The organism is Streptomyces sp. NPDC003635 (assembly GCF_053587635.1).
The window spans coordinates 100,002-116,107 of record NZ_JBSFOK010000004.1 but is presented as its reverse complement, the minus strand read 5'-3'; the positions used below and the strand labels follow the sequence as shown (position 1 = coordinate 116,107).

Here is a 16,106-nt window from a genome sequence, read left to right as displayed (position 1 = left end):
TCGTCAGAGCCCGGGAAGTACATGGGATGCACCATTCCGACACACCGAGTTCACCCGAAGTACGTACACCGGCAAGATCTGTTGCCAGGCATCCAACTAATCTTTTGCAGGTGCCAAAGCTTTCCGTGATCGTGCCGTTCTACAACGTGCAGCAATACGCCCCGGACACCCTCAGAAGCCTTCGGGCGAACGCCCGGAGCGACTTCGAGTTCATCCTGGTGGACGACCATTCGAAGGATGAAACTCCCGCCATTCTCGAACGGGCGGCCGAGCAACTCTCGGATGTCGCACAAGTGCGTTACATCCGCCACGAGGTGAACGGAGGACTCGCCACCGCCCGCAACACCGGCCTGGACGCGGCAACCGGGGAGTACCTCACCTTCCTCGACGGCGACGACTGGCTCGCGCCCGGCTACTTCGGCGAACTGGTCGCCGCCATCGAGGAGCTGGGCTGCGACTTCGTGCGCACCGACCACGTCCAGGCCAACGCCCGCGCCCGGTCCGTGCACCGGGTCCCGCACGGCCGCCGCGGCGAGGTCCTCGACCCGCGCGCGGCGATCCTGCCCGCCGACCGCACGACCACCGTGGACTACGCCTACGCCTGGGCCGGCGCCTATCACCGCCGGCTGCTGGACAAGGGCCTGCTGCACTTCACCGACGGACTGCGCACGGCCGAGGACCGGCCCTGGATCTGGAAGCTGCACCGCGAGGCGGAGTCCTTCGCCGTGGTGAGCCTGCTCGGTGTCTTCTACCGCCGGGGCGTCGCCGGTTCCCTCACCCAGATCGGTGACGTCCGTCAACTGGACTTCATCCGCGCCTTCGATCAGGTCATCGAGGAGACCGCGGCTGACCGGGACGCGGAGCGACTGCTGCCCAAGGCGGTGCGCACGTACTGCGCGATCATCGCGCACCACCTCTCGGACGAGTCCAAGTGGGAACCCTCCGTCGCCAAGCAGCTGCGGGCGATGAGCGCGGCGGCCATACGGCGGATGCCGCAGGACGCGCTCGGCGACGTGCTCGAAACCATGGACCTGCGCCGGGCGAGCAAGCTGCGCCGGCTGCGGCGCCGGGCCACCACCCAGAAGGCGGCCGCGTGATGTCCGTAAAGACCACCCAGATCTTCTGCGTCTCGACGCTGTACGGCGCCGCCACCCTGGCCGCCGCGCTGGACTCGGAGGTCTTCGAGCAGGCGGACCGGCGGCTGCTGCTGGTGTTCAACAACTCCGCCTGCCCCGAGACTACGATGGCCGTGGACGAGATGCCGGGCTTCGAACCGCTGCGCGACCACTTCGACGGGGTGGTCTCCTTCAACGAGGCCATCCGTCCCTTCCACCCCGGCGCCTGGTCGCCGCGGATGGACGACCTTCCGCTGTTCGAGCGGTACGTGCGACTGCTGTGGGGCCTCGGCGACGACAGGGTGGAGCTGGTCCTGGAGTCCATCCAGGTCAATCCGGCGCTCGCCCTCGCGCAGATGTTCACCGGCGCCCCCGTCCACGTCTACGCCGACGGCCTGATGAGCTACGGCCCCACGCGCAACAAGCTCGACCCGCTGGTCGGCACCCGCGTGCGGCGGCTGCTCCACCTGGACCTCGTGCCGGGCCTGACCCCGACGCTGCTCACCGAGTTCGACGTGCCCGCCGAGGTGCTGCCGACCGAGGCCTTCCGCAAGGTCATGGGCGAACTCGCCGGAGTGATCGAGGACCTGCCGGTGCTGCCGGAGAACTCCGCGGTGCTGCTCGGCCAGTACCTGTCCGCGCTGAACATCCTCACCCCGCAGGCGGAGGAGGAGCTGCACGTACGGATGCTGCGCGGGGCGGTGGGACGCGGGCACCGCACGATCGTGTTCAAGCCCCACCCGACGGCGCCGGCCCGCTACAGCCGCGCCCTGGAGGCCGAGGCCGAGAAGCTCGGCGTCGACCTCACCGTGCTGGACACGCCCGTGCTCGCCGAGGTGCTGTTCGAGAAGTCCCGCCCGGGTCTGGTCGTCGGCTGCTTCTCCACCGCGCTGTTCACCGCCGCCGCCTTCTACGACCTGCCGGTGGCCCGCATCGGCACCGAGCCGCTCCTGGACGGGCTCACCCCGTATCAGAACAGCAACCGCATCCCCGCGGTGCTGGCGGACGCGGTGCTGCCGGACCTGGAGAGGCGCGACGGCGAGGAGACCGTCCCGGCCGAGACCCTGGGCGCGCTGGTCGCCGCCATAGGGTTCACCATGCAGCCGCAGATCTACCCGAGCCTGCGTCCCGCCGCCGAGCGCTATCTCTCCGAGCACTACAAGCCGCGCACCCAGCGCTACTTCAAGCGCAAGCGGCTCACCTCGCTGGGCCTGCCCGGCGGGATCCCGGAGCGGCTTTCGTTCCTGCCGCGCAACTCCGCCGCGCGCCGGGTGGTGCGGCGGGCCAGGGCGCTGAAGAAGGCGGTCCGCCGCTGAGCCAATACCCGGTGAACTGCCGGGAACAGCCGAGGAAACGGTGGCACACCGTCGGATTAAACCGATGAATCCATGGTGTGGGCGGCGTTCGAATCTCTAGGATTCCGGAACGCCGCCCCATCCCACCCCGTGAGGCACTCATGACGAACCTCGGCCGGCTGTACCCCATGCTCGACGGCGTAAAGCTGCCGGACGATCTCCCCTACTCCCAGGTGAGCTCCTGGGAACTGCGCTTCCTCTACCTTCTCGGCCGCCATCGCCTCACGGGCGAGGACCGGCTGGTCGAACTGGGTTCGGGCGGCGGCGGATCGACGTACGCGCTCGCGCTCGGGCTGCGCGACAGCCCCGTGTTCGACAAGAAGACCGGACGGCTGCACGCGTACGACTTCTTCCACGTCGGCAAGGGCACCTTCGCCTCCGAGAAGTTCTTCACCGCCGGCGCCAAGCCCTCGGACGGCGACACCTCGTTCCTGGACGACTTCCGTGAGCGGCTCGACCCCTTCCTGGGCTTCCTGGAGATCCACGCCGGGGACATCTGGCAGACCTCGGATCCGCACGACACCACGCCGATCGAGTTCCTGCACATCGACATCGCCAAGACGGCCCGGGTCTTCAAGTGCGTGTCCGAGCGCTTCCTGACCCGGCTGCGGCCCGGATCGGTCGTCCTGCACCAGGACTTCGCCGGCCCCCGGCTGCCGTGGCTGCACTACAGCACGGGCGCGCTGCTGCCGTACATCGAGACAGCCGGCCCGCCGATCCGCTCCACGCTCGCCTTCGAGGTGACCAGGCCGATCCCCGAGCACGTGCTGAAGACGATCTCCGAGGACGCCTTCACAGTCGACGAGAAGCTGAAGCTGATCTCCGCCGTGCAGGAGCGGATCGACCGCGACCACACCGGCGGGATCCCCTTCAAGTCGGTGCTGGAGCTGGCGAAGGCGTACGTCGCCCACTACGACGGGCGGCACAAGCAGGCCTGGTCCATCGCGAAGAGGCTCACCGATGACGAGTACCTGAGCCGGACCCGCGCCGACCACTTCAAGCAGCTCAGGTCGGCGTACGAGAAGGACGGGGGCGGCTCCTCGCCGTCGCTGTTCGGCAAGCTGGCCAAGAGGCTCGCGGGCCGCTGAAAGGCGTGTGGGGCCCCGCACCGGTGACGGTGAGGGGCCCCACACGTTCGCTCAGCCGCCCAGGATGACCCTGAGGTCGGCGGCGTTCGCCTCGGTGACCTTCCACAGCTCCTGCTGGCGGCCGTGGACGTCCGCGACGGTCGCCGCGTGGTCGCGGAGCAGGTCCTTCGAGCGCTCCACCAGGCGGGCGGCCAGGTGGCGGTCGTGGACCGAGACTCCCCACTCGGGCCGCTCGATGTCGCGCAGGAAGTACGCCATCTTCGGGTGCGAGATCAGGCTGATGATCGGAGTGCCGCAGCCGAACGGGATCATGCCCGCGTGGCCGCGCATGCCGATGACCAGCTTGGTGCGCGCGTACAGATCGCGGATCTCGTCGTTCTCGAAGTCGTACATCGGGATGACCGGCATCGAGATGCCGTGCTCGCGGCGGAGATCGAAGGCGATCTTCTCGTCGTCGAGCGAGTGCGCCACGCACTTGACCTCGGCCAGCTCGCCCAGGTCCCGGACGGCCCGGGCCATCTGGGCCAGGAAGTAGCCGTAGTCGTGGCCGAAGCGCAGGCCCGCGCGGTCGTAGGCGGCGTTGACGAGGATGGTGTCCTCGCGGTGCGCCGGGTCCTGCCAGCCCGGCACCAGCTGCCGGGTGACCGTCGTGGGGCAGGGCTGGAAGCGGACCTTGTCGTGCAGGTGCGCCGGGATCATGGCGCGCACCTTCTCGATCGAGCCGTGGTTGCGCAGGCCGAAGAACGCGGACTTCTCCACCAGGAGCCGCAGCGACTCACGGAACCGGCTCGCGCGGTAGGACTGGCCGTCGAAGGCGTTGAAGCCCACGGCGTACACCGCGATCGGCACGTCGATCCGGCGCATCAGCTCGTCCGGCACGTTCCACTGCCAGGCGCTGTTGCCGTTGGGCATGGTGTCCGGGATGAACAGACCGCCACCGCCGATGACCAGACCCCGGCGGGCGTTGACGCGCTCCAGTGCGGCCTCGTCGAACAGCCGGTGGGCGTGCACCGAGTGCCAGCGGCGGGAGGTGGTGTCCGGGCCGAAGGCGCTGCGCACGCTCTCCGGGAGCAGCTTGTCGCCCGCGTTGCCCTGACGGTCCATGTAGAAGGCGACGTGCGCCAACTGGTCCTCGGGGGCGCCCAGCTCCTGGGCCGGGACGGAGGCGGCGCGCTGCGCCCACAGGCGGCTGGAGCGGTGGGTGATGTCGACGGACATGCCGGCCGTCGCGTACTTCAGCGCCCCGGCGTTGTCGCCGTGCACCCAGGCCACCTGGGCCAGCCGGGCGTAGGCGGTGGCGGCCCGGTTGGGGGCGGCCGTCGCCAGCAGCAACTGGGCCTTGGCCTCGTCGTAGCGCGAGACGCTCATCAGGGCGTGGCCCAGCACCTCGTGCGGCCAGGCCTCGTCGAGCGGGATTCGGACGCTCTCCAGGACGTCCACGGCGTCCTGGTAGTCACCGGAGGCGATGTGCGCGGCGGCGACCTTGCGGGCGGTCTCGACATCGCCGGTGCGGGCGACGTGCGGGGTGCCGTAGTGCACGATCAGGTCGTGGTGCAGGCCGCCGGACTTCGAGAGGTACTCGGCGTGGAACTCGGCGTCGGACAGCTCGAACTCGCGCCACTTCTCCTCGGCCAGGCTGTACCCGGACTCACCGCCCTGCCACGGCTTGTGGCGGCCGGTGAAGTGCAGGATCGCGGTGTCCTCGGGGACCGGCAGATCACCGGACAGGCGCCGCTTGACGAAGTTGTAGCGCGGGTCCAGGCGGACGAAGTCGCCGTCCAGGACGGCGTTGAGGATGCCCTGGTCGTGCTTGTCGAGTTCGTAGTCGCCGCTGCGGCCGGTGGCGTCCAGCTTGGCGCAGAACTCGTCGCTCAGGTACTCGCGCTGGATGACCAGCAGACCGGAGTTGAGCTTGTGCTGGCCGTAGAAGAACTGCGGCACGGCCGCGAGGCCCTCCCGCAGCTTCAGCAGTTCGCCGAGGTCACCGAGGACGACCATGTCGGTGTCGAGGGTGATGACGGTGTCGTACTCGCGCAGCCGGAAGACGTCGAGGATGAAGTACGCCTTGCGGACCAGGTAGTTGTCCTGGTCACCCTTCTTGTACGAGTCGTAGTGCGTGTCGTTGACCCGCTTGAGGACGATCCGCGGGTGCAGCGCGCGGATCCTGGCGACGGAGCCGGGGCGCAGATCGTCGTACAGGACGACGAAGTCCTCGCACACGGTCGGGTTGGACAGGGCGAGGCTGCGCAGCAGGACGAGGAAGCCGGGGAGGTAGTTCTCGTCGACGTAGGACGCGAAGGCCATGCGGCGCTTGCCGGTGAGGGCGGCCGCGTCGGTGACGGGAGCCTGCGTCGCGGGCAGGGTGGTCGTGGTCATCGCAGGGATATCCTCATGTCGGTCACGCTCTGGGCCCGCTCCATGACCCATGCCTTCTCGCTGGTGTACTCGTGCACGGAGGTGATGGCGAGCTTCATGGCCTCCTGCACGCGGTAGGCGCCGCTCTCGTAGAAGTCGAAGCCGATCAGGTCGAGCTTCGGGCTGACGTCCAGGAAGTCCAGCAGGTACAGCATGTTGAACCCGGTGGTCGGGATGCCGGACCAGACGTCGGTGGAGAGCTTGCCGATGTTGCGCACGGGCCAGCGCAGCGACTCGTCGCCCAGGTGGGTCTGGGCGCCGGGCACCAGGCGGTTGCGCAGCGACCACTTCCAGTCGCCGGAGACCCCGCCGAAGACGAGCCGGGTGTCGACCCGCTTCTCCCAGTTGAAGCCGTGCTTGTGGATCGTCGCGTGGATGTCCGTACGGCTGCCGGTGTGCCTGGGGTCGATCCTGAAGGAGTTGAAGCGCACCACGAGGTCGTAGGCGTCGATCTCGGCGCCCATCGAACTGGCGCCCACCCGGCCGGAGTTGGCGATCAGGCAGATCGACTTCCCGGCGATGCGGTTGCGGAACTCGCCGAGGCTGATCCACTGCACCCCGCCGACGGTGGGGTCGGCGACCGGGCCGCGCATCCGGCTGCGGCGCTGTTCGGCGTAGAGGGCCAGCACCTCGGTCAGGGCGGTGACATCGGTGTCGAGGGCGATCCGCAGGTCCAGGTACTGGCCGAGCAGCTCCTGGCGGTCGTTCGCCGGGGCGTCCGCCATGGCCAGGAGCGCTCCCACCAGCCGGGGTTCGGCCGCGGCCCAGTCGCCGACGGCGTGCGCGGCGAGGCCCTCGGCCCACACCTCGGTGGTGTCACCGCGGGTGAACTCCTCGGCGCGCGGGCACTGGCGGCGCAGCACGGCGAGCAGTTCGCGCTCGCGGTCGCCCGCGGTGCGCAGGCCGGCGATGCGGGCCTTGACGCCGAAACCGTCGTCGTCGGTGAGCCCGAGGTACTTCTCGTACGCCTCCAGCGCCTCGGCGTCCTCGCCGAGCGTCTCCATCAGGCGGGCGCGCAGCCGCCAGCCGGCCCGGGAGTTCTTGCGCTGGGCGAGCACGGTGTCGCTGATCACCAGGGCGAGGTTCAACTCGTCGTCGTAGCCGCACTTGAGCGCCTGGTTGGCGACGGCGAGCAGCGCGTCGAGCAGTTCGTTGCCGATGCCCGCGGCGGGGGTCGCGGCGCCCTTCACGGCGCGCTTGAGCAGCGCGGTCGCGCCGGTCGCCGGGGCGGGTGCGGGGGCGGCGGGGGCGGTTCCCCACGCGACGAGCAGCTTTCTGAGCTGCTCGGCGAGTTCGATGCGCCGGCGGTCGACGCTGCCGACGATTTTGCCGCTGTGCACCGCGCAGGCACGCAAACAGTCGTCCAGCTCCCCTCCACGCGCACGTGCCCGTCTGTTCTGGACCCTCGTCATGGCACTCCTGGTATTTGCCAAGCCAATGCTGTGTTTGCCGCGGTTTGCCGGCGGGTGGGGGGATCGTGAAACCGTCTGATTATCCGTGGGGGGATGCTGAGAAAAATTAGGAAGGCAAAACGACGTTCAGGTGAACTGATAGGTACTACAGGGCTAATCGTTGGCAGGGCACCCAAGACATGCCTGTGATTCGGACTAACGTGCCTAGCTCCACCCTCATGAGGAACACCTGGCAAGGGGAATTTCTGTGACCAGCATGACCGTCCGAACGGTGATCGAGCCGCCGCGGAGGGCGGCCCGGACGGCACCGCGGGAATCCCGGCTACGGGCCCTGGACGGATTGCGACTGGTCGCGGCACTGATGGTGGCGGCCTACCACTACGGCGGACGCGGCGGCGAGGTCACAGCCGCCTGGGGCAGCTCACCGACGGTCCAGTTCCCCACACTGCACGAGTTCTTCGCGTACGGCTGTCTCGGCGTCCAGATCTTCTTCGTCATCAGCGGGTTCGTGATCTGCATGAGCGGCTGGGGGCGGCCGCTGAAGTCCTTCTTCGCCTCCCGCGCCTCCCGGCTGCTGCCCGCCTACTGGGTGGCGGTGCTGCTGGTGACGGCGGTGTTCGCGCTGCCGATGGTCGCCTACAAGGCGGTCTCACCGAGCGACGCCCTGGTCAACCTGACGATGCTTCAGCAGCCCCTGGGCGTCGACCGGGTGCTGGGGGTGTGCTGGACCCTGTGGGCGGAGGTGCGCTTCTACGCCCTGTTCGCGCTGTGCGTGGTCCTGCCCGGCGCGACCAGGCAGCGCGTGATCATGTTCTGCGGGATCTGGACGCTGGCGGCGGTCATCGCCGAGGCCGCGAACGAACCGCTGCTGGACCTGGTCCTGATGCCCGAGTACGCGCCCTTCTTCATCGGCGGCGTCGGCCTCTACCTGGTCCACCGCGACCGGCGGGACGCCTACGGCTGGGGCATCGTCGGGGTCGGCTGGCTGGTCGGCCAGCACTACGCGGTGCAGAACCTGTGGCGGGCGCCCGGCCCGGACGCCTTCGCCCACCGCACCTCGTTCGGCATCGTGCTGATCGTCACCCTCGGCTTCGTGGCGGTCGCGGCCATCGCGCTCGGCTGGCTGAACTGGGCGAACTGGCGCTGGCTGACCGTGGCCGGGGCGCTGACGTACCCCTTCTACCTGGTGCACGAGCACCTGGGCTGGGTGGTCATCAAGACCCTCCACCAGGACCTCGAGCTGTCCTCGTGGGCGACCTTCACTCTCACGATCGCCTTCATGCTGGCGCTGGCCTGGCTGATGAACCGTTACGTCGAGAAGCCGCTGACGCCACGCCTCCGAACGGCCCTCACCAAGATGCGCTGAGCGCCGGGGGCGGCAACACTGCGGGTAGCCGTTGTTCACCGGACGTTCAGCCCGGTGATGGATTGTCCGCACCCCAGTGAGCAGGCTCGTCGTATGGCCAACGCACAGCAGACCCCCGTACTCCCCGGTGAGCTCGGCGATGTGCCGGGCTGGTTCCCGGCGCTCGACCAGACCTTGTTCACCTGGTTCCTCAGGCGCCAGGAGGCCCTCGGACAGCGGGGTGACCTGCTGGAACTCGGGGCCTACCTGGGCAAGAGCGCGATCCTGCTGGGCCGGCATCTGCGCCCCGGCGAGACCTTCACGGTCTGCGACCTCTTCGAGAGCGACGCGCCGGACGGGGCGAACCAGGCGGAGGCGTCGAAGTCGTACGCGTCACTGACGCGGCAGGCCTTCGAGCGGAACTATCTGGCGTTTCACGACGATCTGCCCCGGGTGATCCAGGGGCCGAGCTCCCTGATCACGGGGGAAGTCGCGCCGGGCACATGCCGGTTCGTCCACATCGACGCCTCTCATCTGTACGAGCATGTGTACGACGACATCGGGGCCGCGCAGTCCCTGCTGGTGCCCGACGGGATCGTGGTGCTCGACGACTTCCGGTCCGAGCACACGCCCGGGGTGTCCGTCGCGGCCTGGGAGGCGGTGCTCAACCGGGGGCTGCGGCCGGTGTGTCTGAGCACGCAGAAGCTGTACGGCACATGGGGGGATCCCGGGCCGGTGCAGGAGGAGTTGCTGGCGATGCTCCGGGCGCGGGAGGACTGCGGGCTGAGTGTGCAGGAGGCCGCGGGGCATCGGCTGGTGCGGGTCCGCTCGCGCGGGATGCAGCCGCCGACCTTCCCCACCTCTCGACACTATGTGGAGCCGGTGGAGGTGGCAGCACCGGTCGCCCCGTCCGCCGGGAAGCCCCGGAGGTCTCGACCTCGGGCGCTGGCTGTTGACCTGCTGCCACCGATCGTCACTCGGGCGGTGCGGCGGATGCGTCGTCGGCCGCGGGCCGGTGGGGGCTTGGCGCGCAGTTCCCCGCGCCCCTGAGGTAAGTCGCCTCGACCCCCGCCATGACGAGCCGCAAGCCCTCCTCGAAGTGCTCGTCGTAGTTCGCGAAGATCTCCGCGCCCGCCGCTGCCGACAAGGGGAAGTCGGTCAGCAGGTGGGCGCGTTCGTCGGCGACGGGCCTGGGCCCCTGCTCCTCCGTGACGAAGCCGAGGGTGTACGAGTACGTCGTCATCGTCGCCCGGACCGCCTGGGGCAGGGCGAAGCCCGCCGCCGTGAACAGGCGCAGGGTGTCCTCCATCTGCTCGGCGTGTTCGATGCCGGTGAAGCGGGAGCCGCTGAAGACCTTGGCACCGTCGCGGTAGCCCAGCAGGGCCGCGCGCAGGCCGCGGTTGGACTTCAGCAGGCGTTCCTGCCAGGTGTCGGCCGGGTCCGGCGCGGTGCCCACGATCATCCGGCGGTACATCTCGGTCGCCATCTCGTCCAGCAGCGCCTGCTTGTCCTTGAAGTGCCAGTACAGGGCCGGCGCCTTGACGTCCAGTTCCTTGGCGATGGCACGCAGGGTGAGGCCGTCGAGGCCGACCTCGTTGAGGAGTTCCAGGGCGGTGACGGCGACCCGGCGGCGGTCGAGGGGGGCTCGGCGTTCCGTGTTCACGCTTGACAGCTTAACGGCGTTAAGGCCACTCTCGTCGTCAGTGAAACTTAACAGCGTTAAGGAGAGGGTCGCCATGGACGTACTGATCGTGGGCGCGGGCCCGACGGGGCTCGCCCTCGGAGTCGATCTCGCCCGGCGGGGAGTGGACGCGCTGGTGGTGGAGCGGGCCGAGGGACTGTTCCCCGGCTCCCGTGGCAAGGGGATCCAGCCCCGGACCATGGAGGTGTTCGACGATCTGGGGGTGCTCGGGGCGGTCCGGGCGGCGGGCGGGAGCTATCCCGTGGGGATGATCTGGCAGGACGGGCGCCGGGTGGGCGAGCACCAGATGTTCGAGCCCGCCGAGCCGACGGAGGACTCGCCGTACAACGAGCCGTGGATGGTGCCGCAGTGGCGGACGCAGGAGATCCTCTTCGACCGGTTGCGGGAGCTGGGCGGGAGGGTCGGCTTCGGGCGGGAGGTCGTCGGGCTCGCGCAGGACGCCGAGGGCGTGACCGCGCGCTTCGCGAGCGGGCCCGACGTCCGGGCGCGGTACGTGGTCGCCGCCGACGGAGGGCGGTCGACCGTACGCCGGGCGCTCGGGATCGGGATGGCGGGGGAGACCGTCGATCCGCAGCCGGTGCTCGTGGCGGACGTACGGATCGACGGGCTCGACCGGGAGAACTGGCACGTCTTCCCGCCGAGCGGCGAGGGCGAGGGTTTCCTGGCGATCTGCCCGCTCGCGGGCACGGCGGACTTCCAGGTGGTGGCACAGTTCCCGGTGGACACCGACGTCGACCTCTCCCCGGAGGGGATCCGCAAGACCGTGAGCGCCCGCTCCCACCTCGCGCCCGAGGCCGTCACCGAGGTCCGGTGGGCCTCGGACTTCCGGCCCCGGGCGGCCCTCGCGGACGCCTTCCGCGCCGGGCGGGTCCTCCTCGCCGGGGACGCCGCGCACATCCACTCCCCGGCCGGCGGGCAGGGCCTGAACACCAGCGTGCAGGACGCCTACAACCTCGGCTGGAAGCTGGGTGCGGTGCTGCGGGAGGGGGCGGACGCGGGCCTCCTCGGCACCTACGAGGAGGAGCGCCGGCCGATCGCCGCGCAGGTGCTCGGCCTGTCGACGAGCGTGCACCGCGGCCGGACCAGGCGCGGCGGGGCGACCCGCCAACTGGGCCTGGGGTACCGCGACTCGTCCCTGACCGTGGAGACCCGCGGGGCGCCGGGTCCGCTCCGGGCGGGCGACCGCGCACCCGACGGCGTCCTGGACGGCGTACGGCTGTTCGACGTCTTCCGGGGGCCGCACTGGACGCTGGTGGCGGTGGGCCTGCCGGCACCCGGGCTGCCGGAGGCGGTACGGGCCGTCAGCGGGCCGGAGCAGGCGTCGTACGGGAAGGGGCTGTTCCTGGTGCGGCCGGACGGCTATGTCGGCTGGGCGGGTGACACGGCCGACACGCTGCCCGCCTATCTGGCGCGCTTCGGCCTGTGATCACGCGCCACCGGCGAGCGACAGCTTCGTCACGCACCACTGGCCAGCGACAGCTTCACCGCGAATCCGAAGAACAGCGCGCCCGCCGCCGAAGTGGCCCCCGCCGACAGCCGCTTGCGGCGCCGGAAGGCGGCGGCCAGCTTGGTGCCGCTGAATATCAGCGCGCTCAGGTACAGGAAGCTCGCGATCTGGGCGAAGGCGCCGAGGACGACGAAGGACAGCGCCGGGTAGGCGTACCCCGGATCGACGAACTGCACGAAGAAGGCGACGAAGAACAGGATCGCCTTGGGGTTGAGCAGGCTGATCACGAACGCCCTGCGGTAGGGCCGCTCGTCACCGGGGGGCGCCGGGGCGTCCTGGACGGCCTGCTCCCGCCGGGCCCGCCACATCCCCCACGCGGCTCGCAGCATCCCGACCGCCAGCCAGGTCAGATAGCCGGCGCCGGCGTACTTCACGATCCCGAACAGCAGCGCGTTCGTCTGCAGCAGCGAGGCCACTCCGGCCGCGGACAGGGTCATCAGCACGGTGTCCCCGCACCACACGCCGGCCGCGGCGGTGTAGCCGGCGCGAACGCCCTTGCGGGCGGCCACGGACAGCACGTACAGCGAGTTGGGACCGGGCAGCAGCACGATCAGGATCAGGCCCGCGAGATAGGTGGGGAGGTCGATGACACCGAACATGGAAAGGAGTGTCGCACGGGGGTACGACACTCCGATTCCGGGTTTCGCGGGGCGAGACGGTCAGCCGCTCAGAAGGCGTCCGAGGGCACGTAGGTCCCCCAGACCTCCCGCAGCGCGTTGCACACCTCGCCCACGGTGGCGCGGGCGCGCAGGGCGTCCTTCATCGGGTACAGGACGTTGTCCTCGCCCTCCGCCGCCTTCTTCAGCGCCGCGAGCGCGGCGTCCACCGCCTCCTGGTCCCGCTCGGCCCGCAGCTTCGCCAGCCGCTCCGCCTGCTGGGCCTCGATCGCCGGGTCCACGCGCAGCGGCTCGTACGGCTCTTCCTCGTCCAGCTGGAAGCGGTTGACACCGACCACGACCCGCTCGCCGGAGTCGGTCTCCTGGGCGATGCGGTACGCGCTGCGCTCGATCTCGTTCTTCTGGAAGCCGTGCTCGATGGCCGTGACCGCGCCGCCGAGGTCCTCGACCTTCTTCATCAGCTCCAGGGCCGCCGCCTCGACGTCGTCGGTCATCTTCTCGATGACGTAGGAGCCGGCGAACGGGTCGACGGTGGCCGTCACGTCCGTCTCGTAGGCCAGCACCTGCTGGGTCCGCAGGGCCAGCCGGGCGCTCTTGTCCGTGGGGAGGGCGATGGCCTCGTCGAAGGAGTTGGTGTGCAGCGACTGGGTGCCGCCCAGCACCGCGCCGAGGCCCTGCACGGCCACGCGGACCAGGTTCACCTCGGGCTGCTGGGCCGTCAGCTGCACGCCGGCGGTCTGCGTGTGGAAGCGCAGCATCAGGGACTTGGGGTTCTTCGCGCCGAACTCCTCCCGCATCACCCGCGCCCAGATCCGGCGGGCCGCGCGGAACTTGGCGACCTCCTCCAGGATCGTCGTACGGGCCACGAAGAAGAACGACAGGCGGGGCGCGAAGTCGTCGACGTCCATGCCCGCCGCGACCGCCGTACGGACGTACTCGATGCCGTCCGCCAGGGTGAACGCGATCTCCTGCGCGGGGGAGGCACCCGCCTCGGCCATGTGGTAGCCGGAGATCGAGATCGTGTTCCACTTCGGGATCTCGGCCTTGCAGTACTTGAAGATGTCGGCGATCAGCCGCAGGGACGGCTTCGGCGGGAAGATGTACGTGCCACGGGCGATGTACTCCTTCAGCACGTCGTTCTGGATCGTGCCGGTCAGCTTGTCCGCGCTGACGCCCTGCTCCTCCGCGACGAGTTGGTACAGCAGGAGCAGCAGGGCCGCCGGCGCGTTGATCGTCATCGACGTCGAGACCTTGTCCAGCGGGATGCCACCGAACAGCACCCGCATGTCGTCGACCGAGTCGATGGCGACGCCGACCTTGCCGACCTCGCCGTGCGCGATCGGCGCGTCGGAGTCGTGGCCCATCTGGGTGGGGAGGTCGAAGGCGACCGACAGGCCCATCGTGCCGTTGGCGATCAGCTGCTTGTAGCGGGCGTTGGACTCCGTCGCCGTGCCGAAACCGGCGTACTGACGCATCGTCCAGGGGCGGCCGGTGTACATCGACGGGTACACGCCCCGGGTGAAGGGGTACGACCCCGGCTCGCCCAGCTTCTCGGCCGCGTCCCAGCCCGCCAGGTCATCCGGCCCGTAGACCGGCTCGATGGGCAGTCCGGACTCCGACTCGCGCGCCATGGTGTGTTGCCTCCCGCCGAGCTGTCGCTCGCTGCTTACTCACTGGTACAGACCGACCCTTCGACGGACTGTAGCGGCGCGACGCACACCCGGAGGAGTGCAGCACGCTGGGACCTTGCTCACAGCCTCGATGCGGCCCCGGTCACAGGCTCCGCAGCCAGGTGTCGGACACAGGTCTCGGTCACCACGATGCACCGCCGTTCGCAACCAGTCATCCGCGGGGAGCATCCATAAGGACATCGGCGGCACTGGGGGTCGGATGGGAAGCAAGAGGAGATCGACGGGCGCGCTCGCCTCGGCGGCGGCGCTCGCGGTCGTGTGCGCCGGCTGCACGGTCGAGGCGGCGGAGGGGGACGGGCGTTCCCCGATCCGCATCGAACTGCCCAGCAGCAAGCCGTCCGGTACGCCGTCCGGGGCACCGGACGACGCCAAGCCGAGCAAGGCGCCCTCCCCCGAGCCGCCCGAGGTGCTCTGGTCCCGCGGTGACAGCGGCCGGGACGTCCGCGAGCTCCAGGCCCGGCTGCGCCAGGTCGCCTGGCTCTTCGACGGGCCGACCGGGACGTACGACGATCTGACCGAGCGGGCGGTCAAGGGGTTCCAGGGCAAGCGCGGGCTGCCGCGGACCGGTGAGACGGACACCGTCACCTGGAAGCGACTGCTGAAGATGACGCGGGAGCCCGGGACGTGGGATCTGTACCTGATGGGCGGGCAGCCCGCGGCCGAGCCGGATCCGCGCTGTCTGACGGGCCGGGTGCTGTGCATCGACAAGACGAGCCGCACCCTGCGCTGGATGGTCGGCGGCCGGACGCTCAGCACGGTGTCGGTGCGCTTCGGCTCGGAGTACACGCCGACCCGGGAGGGCGTGTTCCAGGTGTACTGGAAGTCCCGGTACCACCACTCCACGCTCTACGACTCACCGATGCCGTACGCGATGTTCTTCAGCGGGGGCCAGGCGGTGCACTACTCGTCGGACTTCGCCGCCCGCGGGTACGCGGGCGCCTCGCACGGGTGCGTCAACATCCGGGACGAGGCCGCCATCGCGGAGCTGTTCGCGCAGGTGAGGAACGGCGACAAGGTCGTCGTCTCCTGGTAGCCGCGCGGCCTCGGGGTGAGTGTGGGGCGCGGACGGGACCGGGGGAACGTGTCCCGCCCGCGCCAGGTGCACGAGCCGTAGGTACGGGGGGAACCCCGGCTCAGTGCGACGGCCGATGACCAGTCGGCTCACTGAATACTGCGCCGGGATCGGCGAAAACGTCACACCCCGCGCAAAAAAAGTTAAGCGGCTTACGAAACCGCAGGTCAGTGGGCGTGTCGTCCTGCGGAGCCGCAGATCACAGCGCTGAGTACGTCGGGGCGGGCGAGGCCGCCGGGGCGAGGGGGGCCGGTGACACCGACGGGGTCACGGGGGCGGCGCCGTCGGTGCGGCGCTCGGGGCGGCCGTGGCCGTGGCCGTCACCCCTGCCGTTGCCCTTCCCGTCGCCGTCCTCGTCGTCCTCGTCGTCACCCTTGCCGTTGCCCTTGATCCCGCCGTCGCCCTTCTCGGCCTCGCCGTCACCGGCGCCCAGGCCGCCGAGCAGGTCCTGGCAGTACGTCGACACGCGCCGGGGGCCGCCCGCCGCGCCTTCCAGGGCTTTGCGCACGTCGTCCGACAGGCGCCTGCCCTCGCGCAGGTCGCGGCAGGCCGAGCCGGCGGCGCCCTTCCACCAACCGCCGGCGTGGTCCTCCGCGTCCCCGGGCGTGGCTCGGGGGTCGGGGCTCTGCCGGGACGGATCCGGGCGCTCGGGTGGCGCGCTCGTCTCGTCGGGCGCGGTCTCCCTCTCGAACGATTCCTTCGCGGACGGCGACACGAGCGGCTGTTCGGGCGCCGGTACGGCGGCCGAGACCGAGGCGGCGGGGGCCACCGGTTCGTCGCCGCCGAA

Annotated in this window: 13 protein-coding genes; 7 read left to right on the top strand and 6 right to left on the bottom strand. The window is 70.1% G+C overall.

Annotated features, from left to right (window positions below):
* Positions 1–110: 110 nt before the first annotated feature.
* The 3 genes from ACWDRW_RS05815 (at position 111) to ACWDRW_RS05805 (ending at position 3,558) form a co-directional block, all read left to right on the top strand.
* Positions 111–1,097, top strand: coding sequence for a glycosyltransferase family 2 protein (locus ACWDRW_RS05815; RefSeq protein WP_451720680.1), 987 nt, complete (start codon positions 111–113; stop codon positions 1,095–1,097).
* Entirely contained in the window at positions 1,097–2,431 is a 1,335-nt protein-coding gene (locus ACWDRW_RS05810; RefSeq protein ID WP_451720677.1) for an alpha-2,8-polysialyltransferase family protein, read from the top strand. Before ACWDRW_RS05815 ends, ACWDRW_RS05810 begins: the two co-directional genes overlap by 1 nt.
* Positions 2,432–2,571: 140 nt before the next feature.
* On the top strand, positions 2,572–3,558 hold the full coding sequence (locus tag ACWDRW_RS05805; protein ID WP_451720674.1) for a hypothetical protein: 987 nt from the start codon (positions 2,572–2,574) through the stop codon (positions 3,556–3,558).
* A 51-nt stretch (positions 3,559–3,609) separates the two neighbouring features.
* Here ACWDRW_RS05805 and ACWDRW_RS05800 read toward each other — a convergent pair whose 3' ends face one another.
* Positions 3,610–5,934: a glycosyltransferase gene (locus ACWDRW_RS05800; protein ID WP_451720671.1), complete on the bottom strand. Its 2,325-nt coding sequence runs from the start codon at positions 5,932–5,934 to the stop codon at positions 3,610–3,612.
* Positions 5,931–7,385 carry a glycosyltransferase family 29 protein gene (locus ACWDRW_RS05795; RefSeq protein ID WP_451720668.1) on the bottom strand — a complete coding sequence of 485 codons (1,455 nt, stop codon included), beginning with the start codon at positions 7,383–7,385 and terminating at the stop codon, positions 5,931–5,933. The genes ACWDRW_RS05800 and ACWDRW_RS05795 overlap by 4 nt, the downstream gene beginning before the upstream one ends.
* Positions 7,386–7,641: 256 nt before the next feature.
* On the opposite strand from ACWDRW_RS05795, the gene ACWDRW_RS05790 reads away from it, so the two are divergent.
* On the top strand, positions 7,642–8,751 hold the full coding sequence (locus tag ACWDRW_RS05790; RefSeq protein WP_451720665.1) for an acyltransferase family protein: 1,110 nt from the start codon (positions 7,642–7,644) through the stop codon (positions 8,749–8,751).
* Positions 8,752–8,844: 93 nt separating this feature from the next.
* Positions 8,845–9,780 (top strand): class I SAM-dependent methyltransferase, encoded by a 936-nt coding sequence (locus ACWDRW_RS05785; protein ID WP_451720662.1) that lies wholly within the window; start codon positions 8,845–8,847, stop codon positions 9,778–9,780.
* On the opposite strand, the gene ACWDRW_RS05780 is transcribed toward ACWDRW_RS05785, so the two are convergent.
* A complete protein-coding gene (locus ACWDRW_RS05780; protein ID WP_451720659.1) occupies positions 9,704–10,393 on the bottom strand; it encodes a TetR/AcrR family transcriptional regulator C-terminal domain-containing protein in 690 nt (229 codons plus the stop codon). The genes ACWDRW_RS05785 and ACWDRW_RS05780 overlap by 77 nt on opposite strands.
* A 73-nt stretch (positions 10,394–10,466) precedes the next feature.
* Here ACWDRW_RS05780 and ACWDRW_RS05775 point away from each other — a divergent pair, with 73 nt between their 5' ends.
* Entirely contained in the window at positions 10,467–11,858 is a 1,392-nt protein-coding gene (locus ACWDRW_RS05775; RefSeq protein ID WP_451720656.1) for an FAD-dependent oxidoreductase, read from the top strand.
* 29 nt (positions 11,859–11,887) lie between these two features.
* Here ACWDRW_RS05775 and leuE read toward each other — a convergent pair whose 3' ends face one another.
* Together leuE and ACWDRW_RS05765 are read right to left on the bottom strand one after the other, a co-directional pair.
* The gene (leuE, locus tag ACWDRW_RS05770; RefSeq protein WP_451720653.1) at positions 11,888–12,538 is read right to left on the bottom strand and encodes a leucine efflux protein LeuE; all 651 of its coding nucleotides are present in this window, start codon (positions 12,536–12,538) and stop codon (positions 11,888–11,890) included.
* Positions 12,539–12,606: 68 nt separating this feature from the next.
* Complete coding sequence (locus ACWDRW_RS05765; protein WP_451720650.1) at positions 12,607–14,187, bottom strand: acyl-CoA mutase large subunit family protein; 1,581 nt, start codon at positions 14,185–14,187, stop codon at positions 12,607–12,609.
* A 259-nt stretch (positions 14,188–14,446) separates the two neighbouring features.
* On the opposite strand from ACWDRW_RS05765, the gene ACWDRW_RS05760 reads away from it, so the two are divergent.
* Entirely contained in the window at positions 14,447–15,280 is an 834-nt protein-coding gene (locus ACWDRW_RS05760) for a L,D-transpeptidase family protein (RefSeq protein WP_451720647.1), read from the top strand.
* Between the two features lie 238 nt (positions 15,281–15,518).
* On the opposite strand, the gene ACWDRW_RS05755 is transcribed toward ACWDRW_RS05760, so the two are convergent.
* Entirely contained in the window at positions 15,519–16,088 is a 570-nt protein-coding gene (locus tag ACWDRW_RS05755; protein ID WP_451720644.1) for a hypothetical protein, read from the bottom strand.
* Positions 16,089–16,106: the final 18 nt, after the last annotated feature.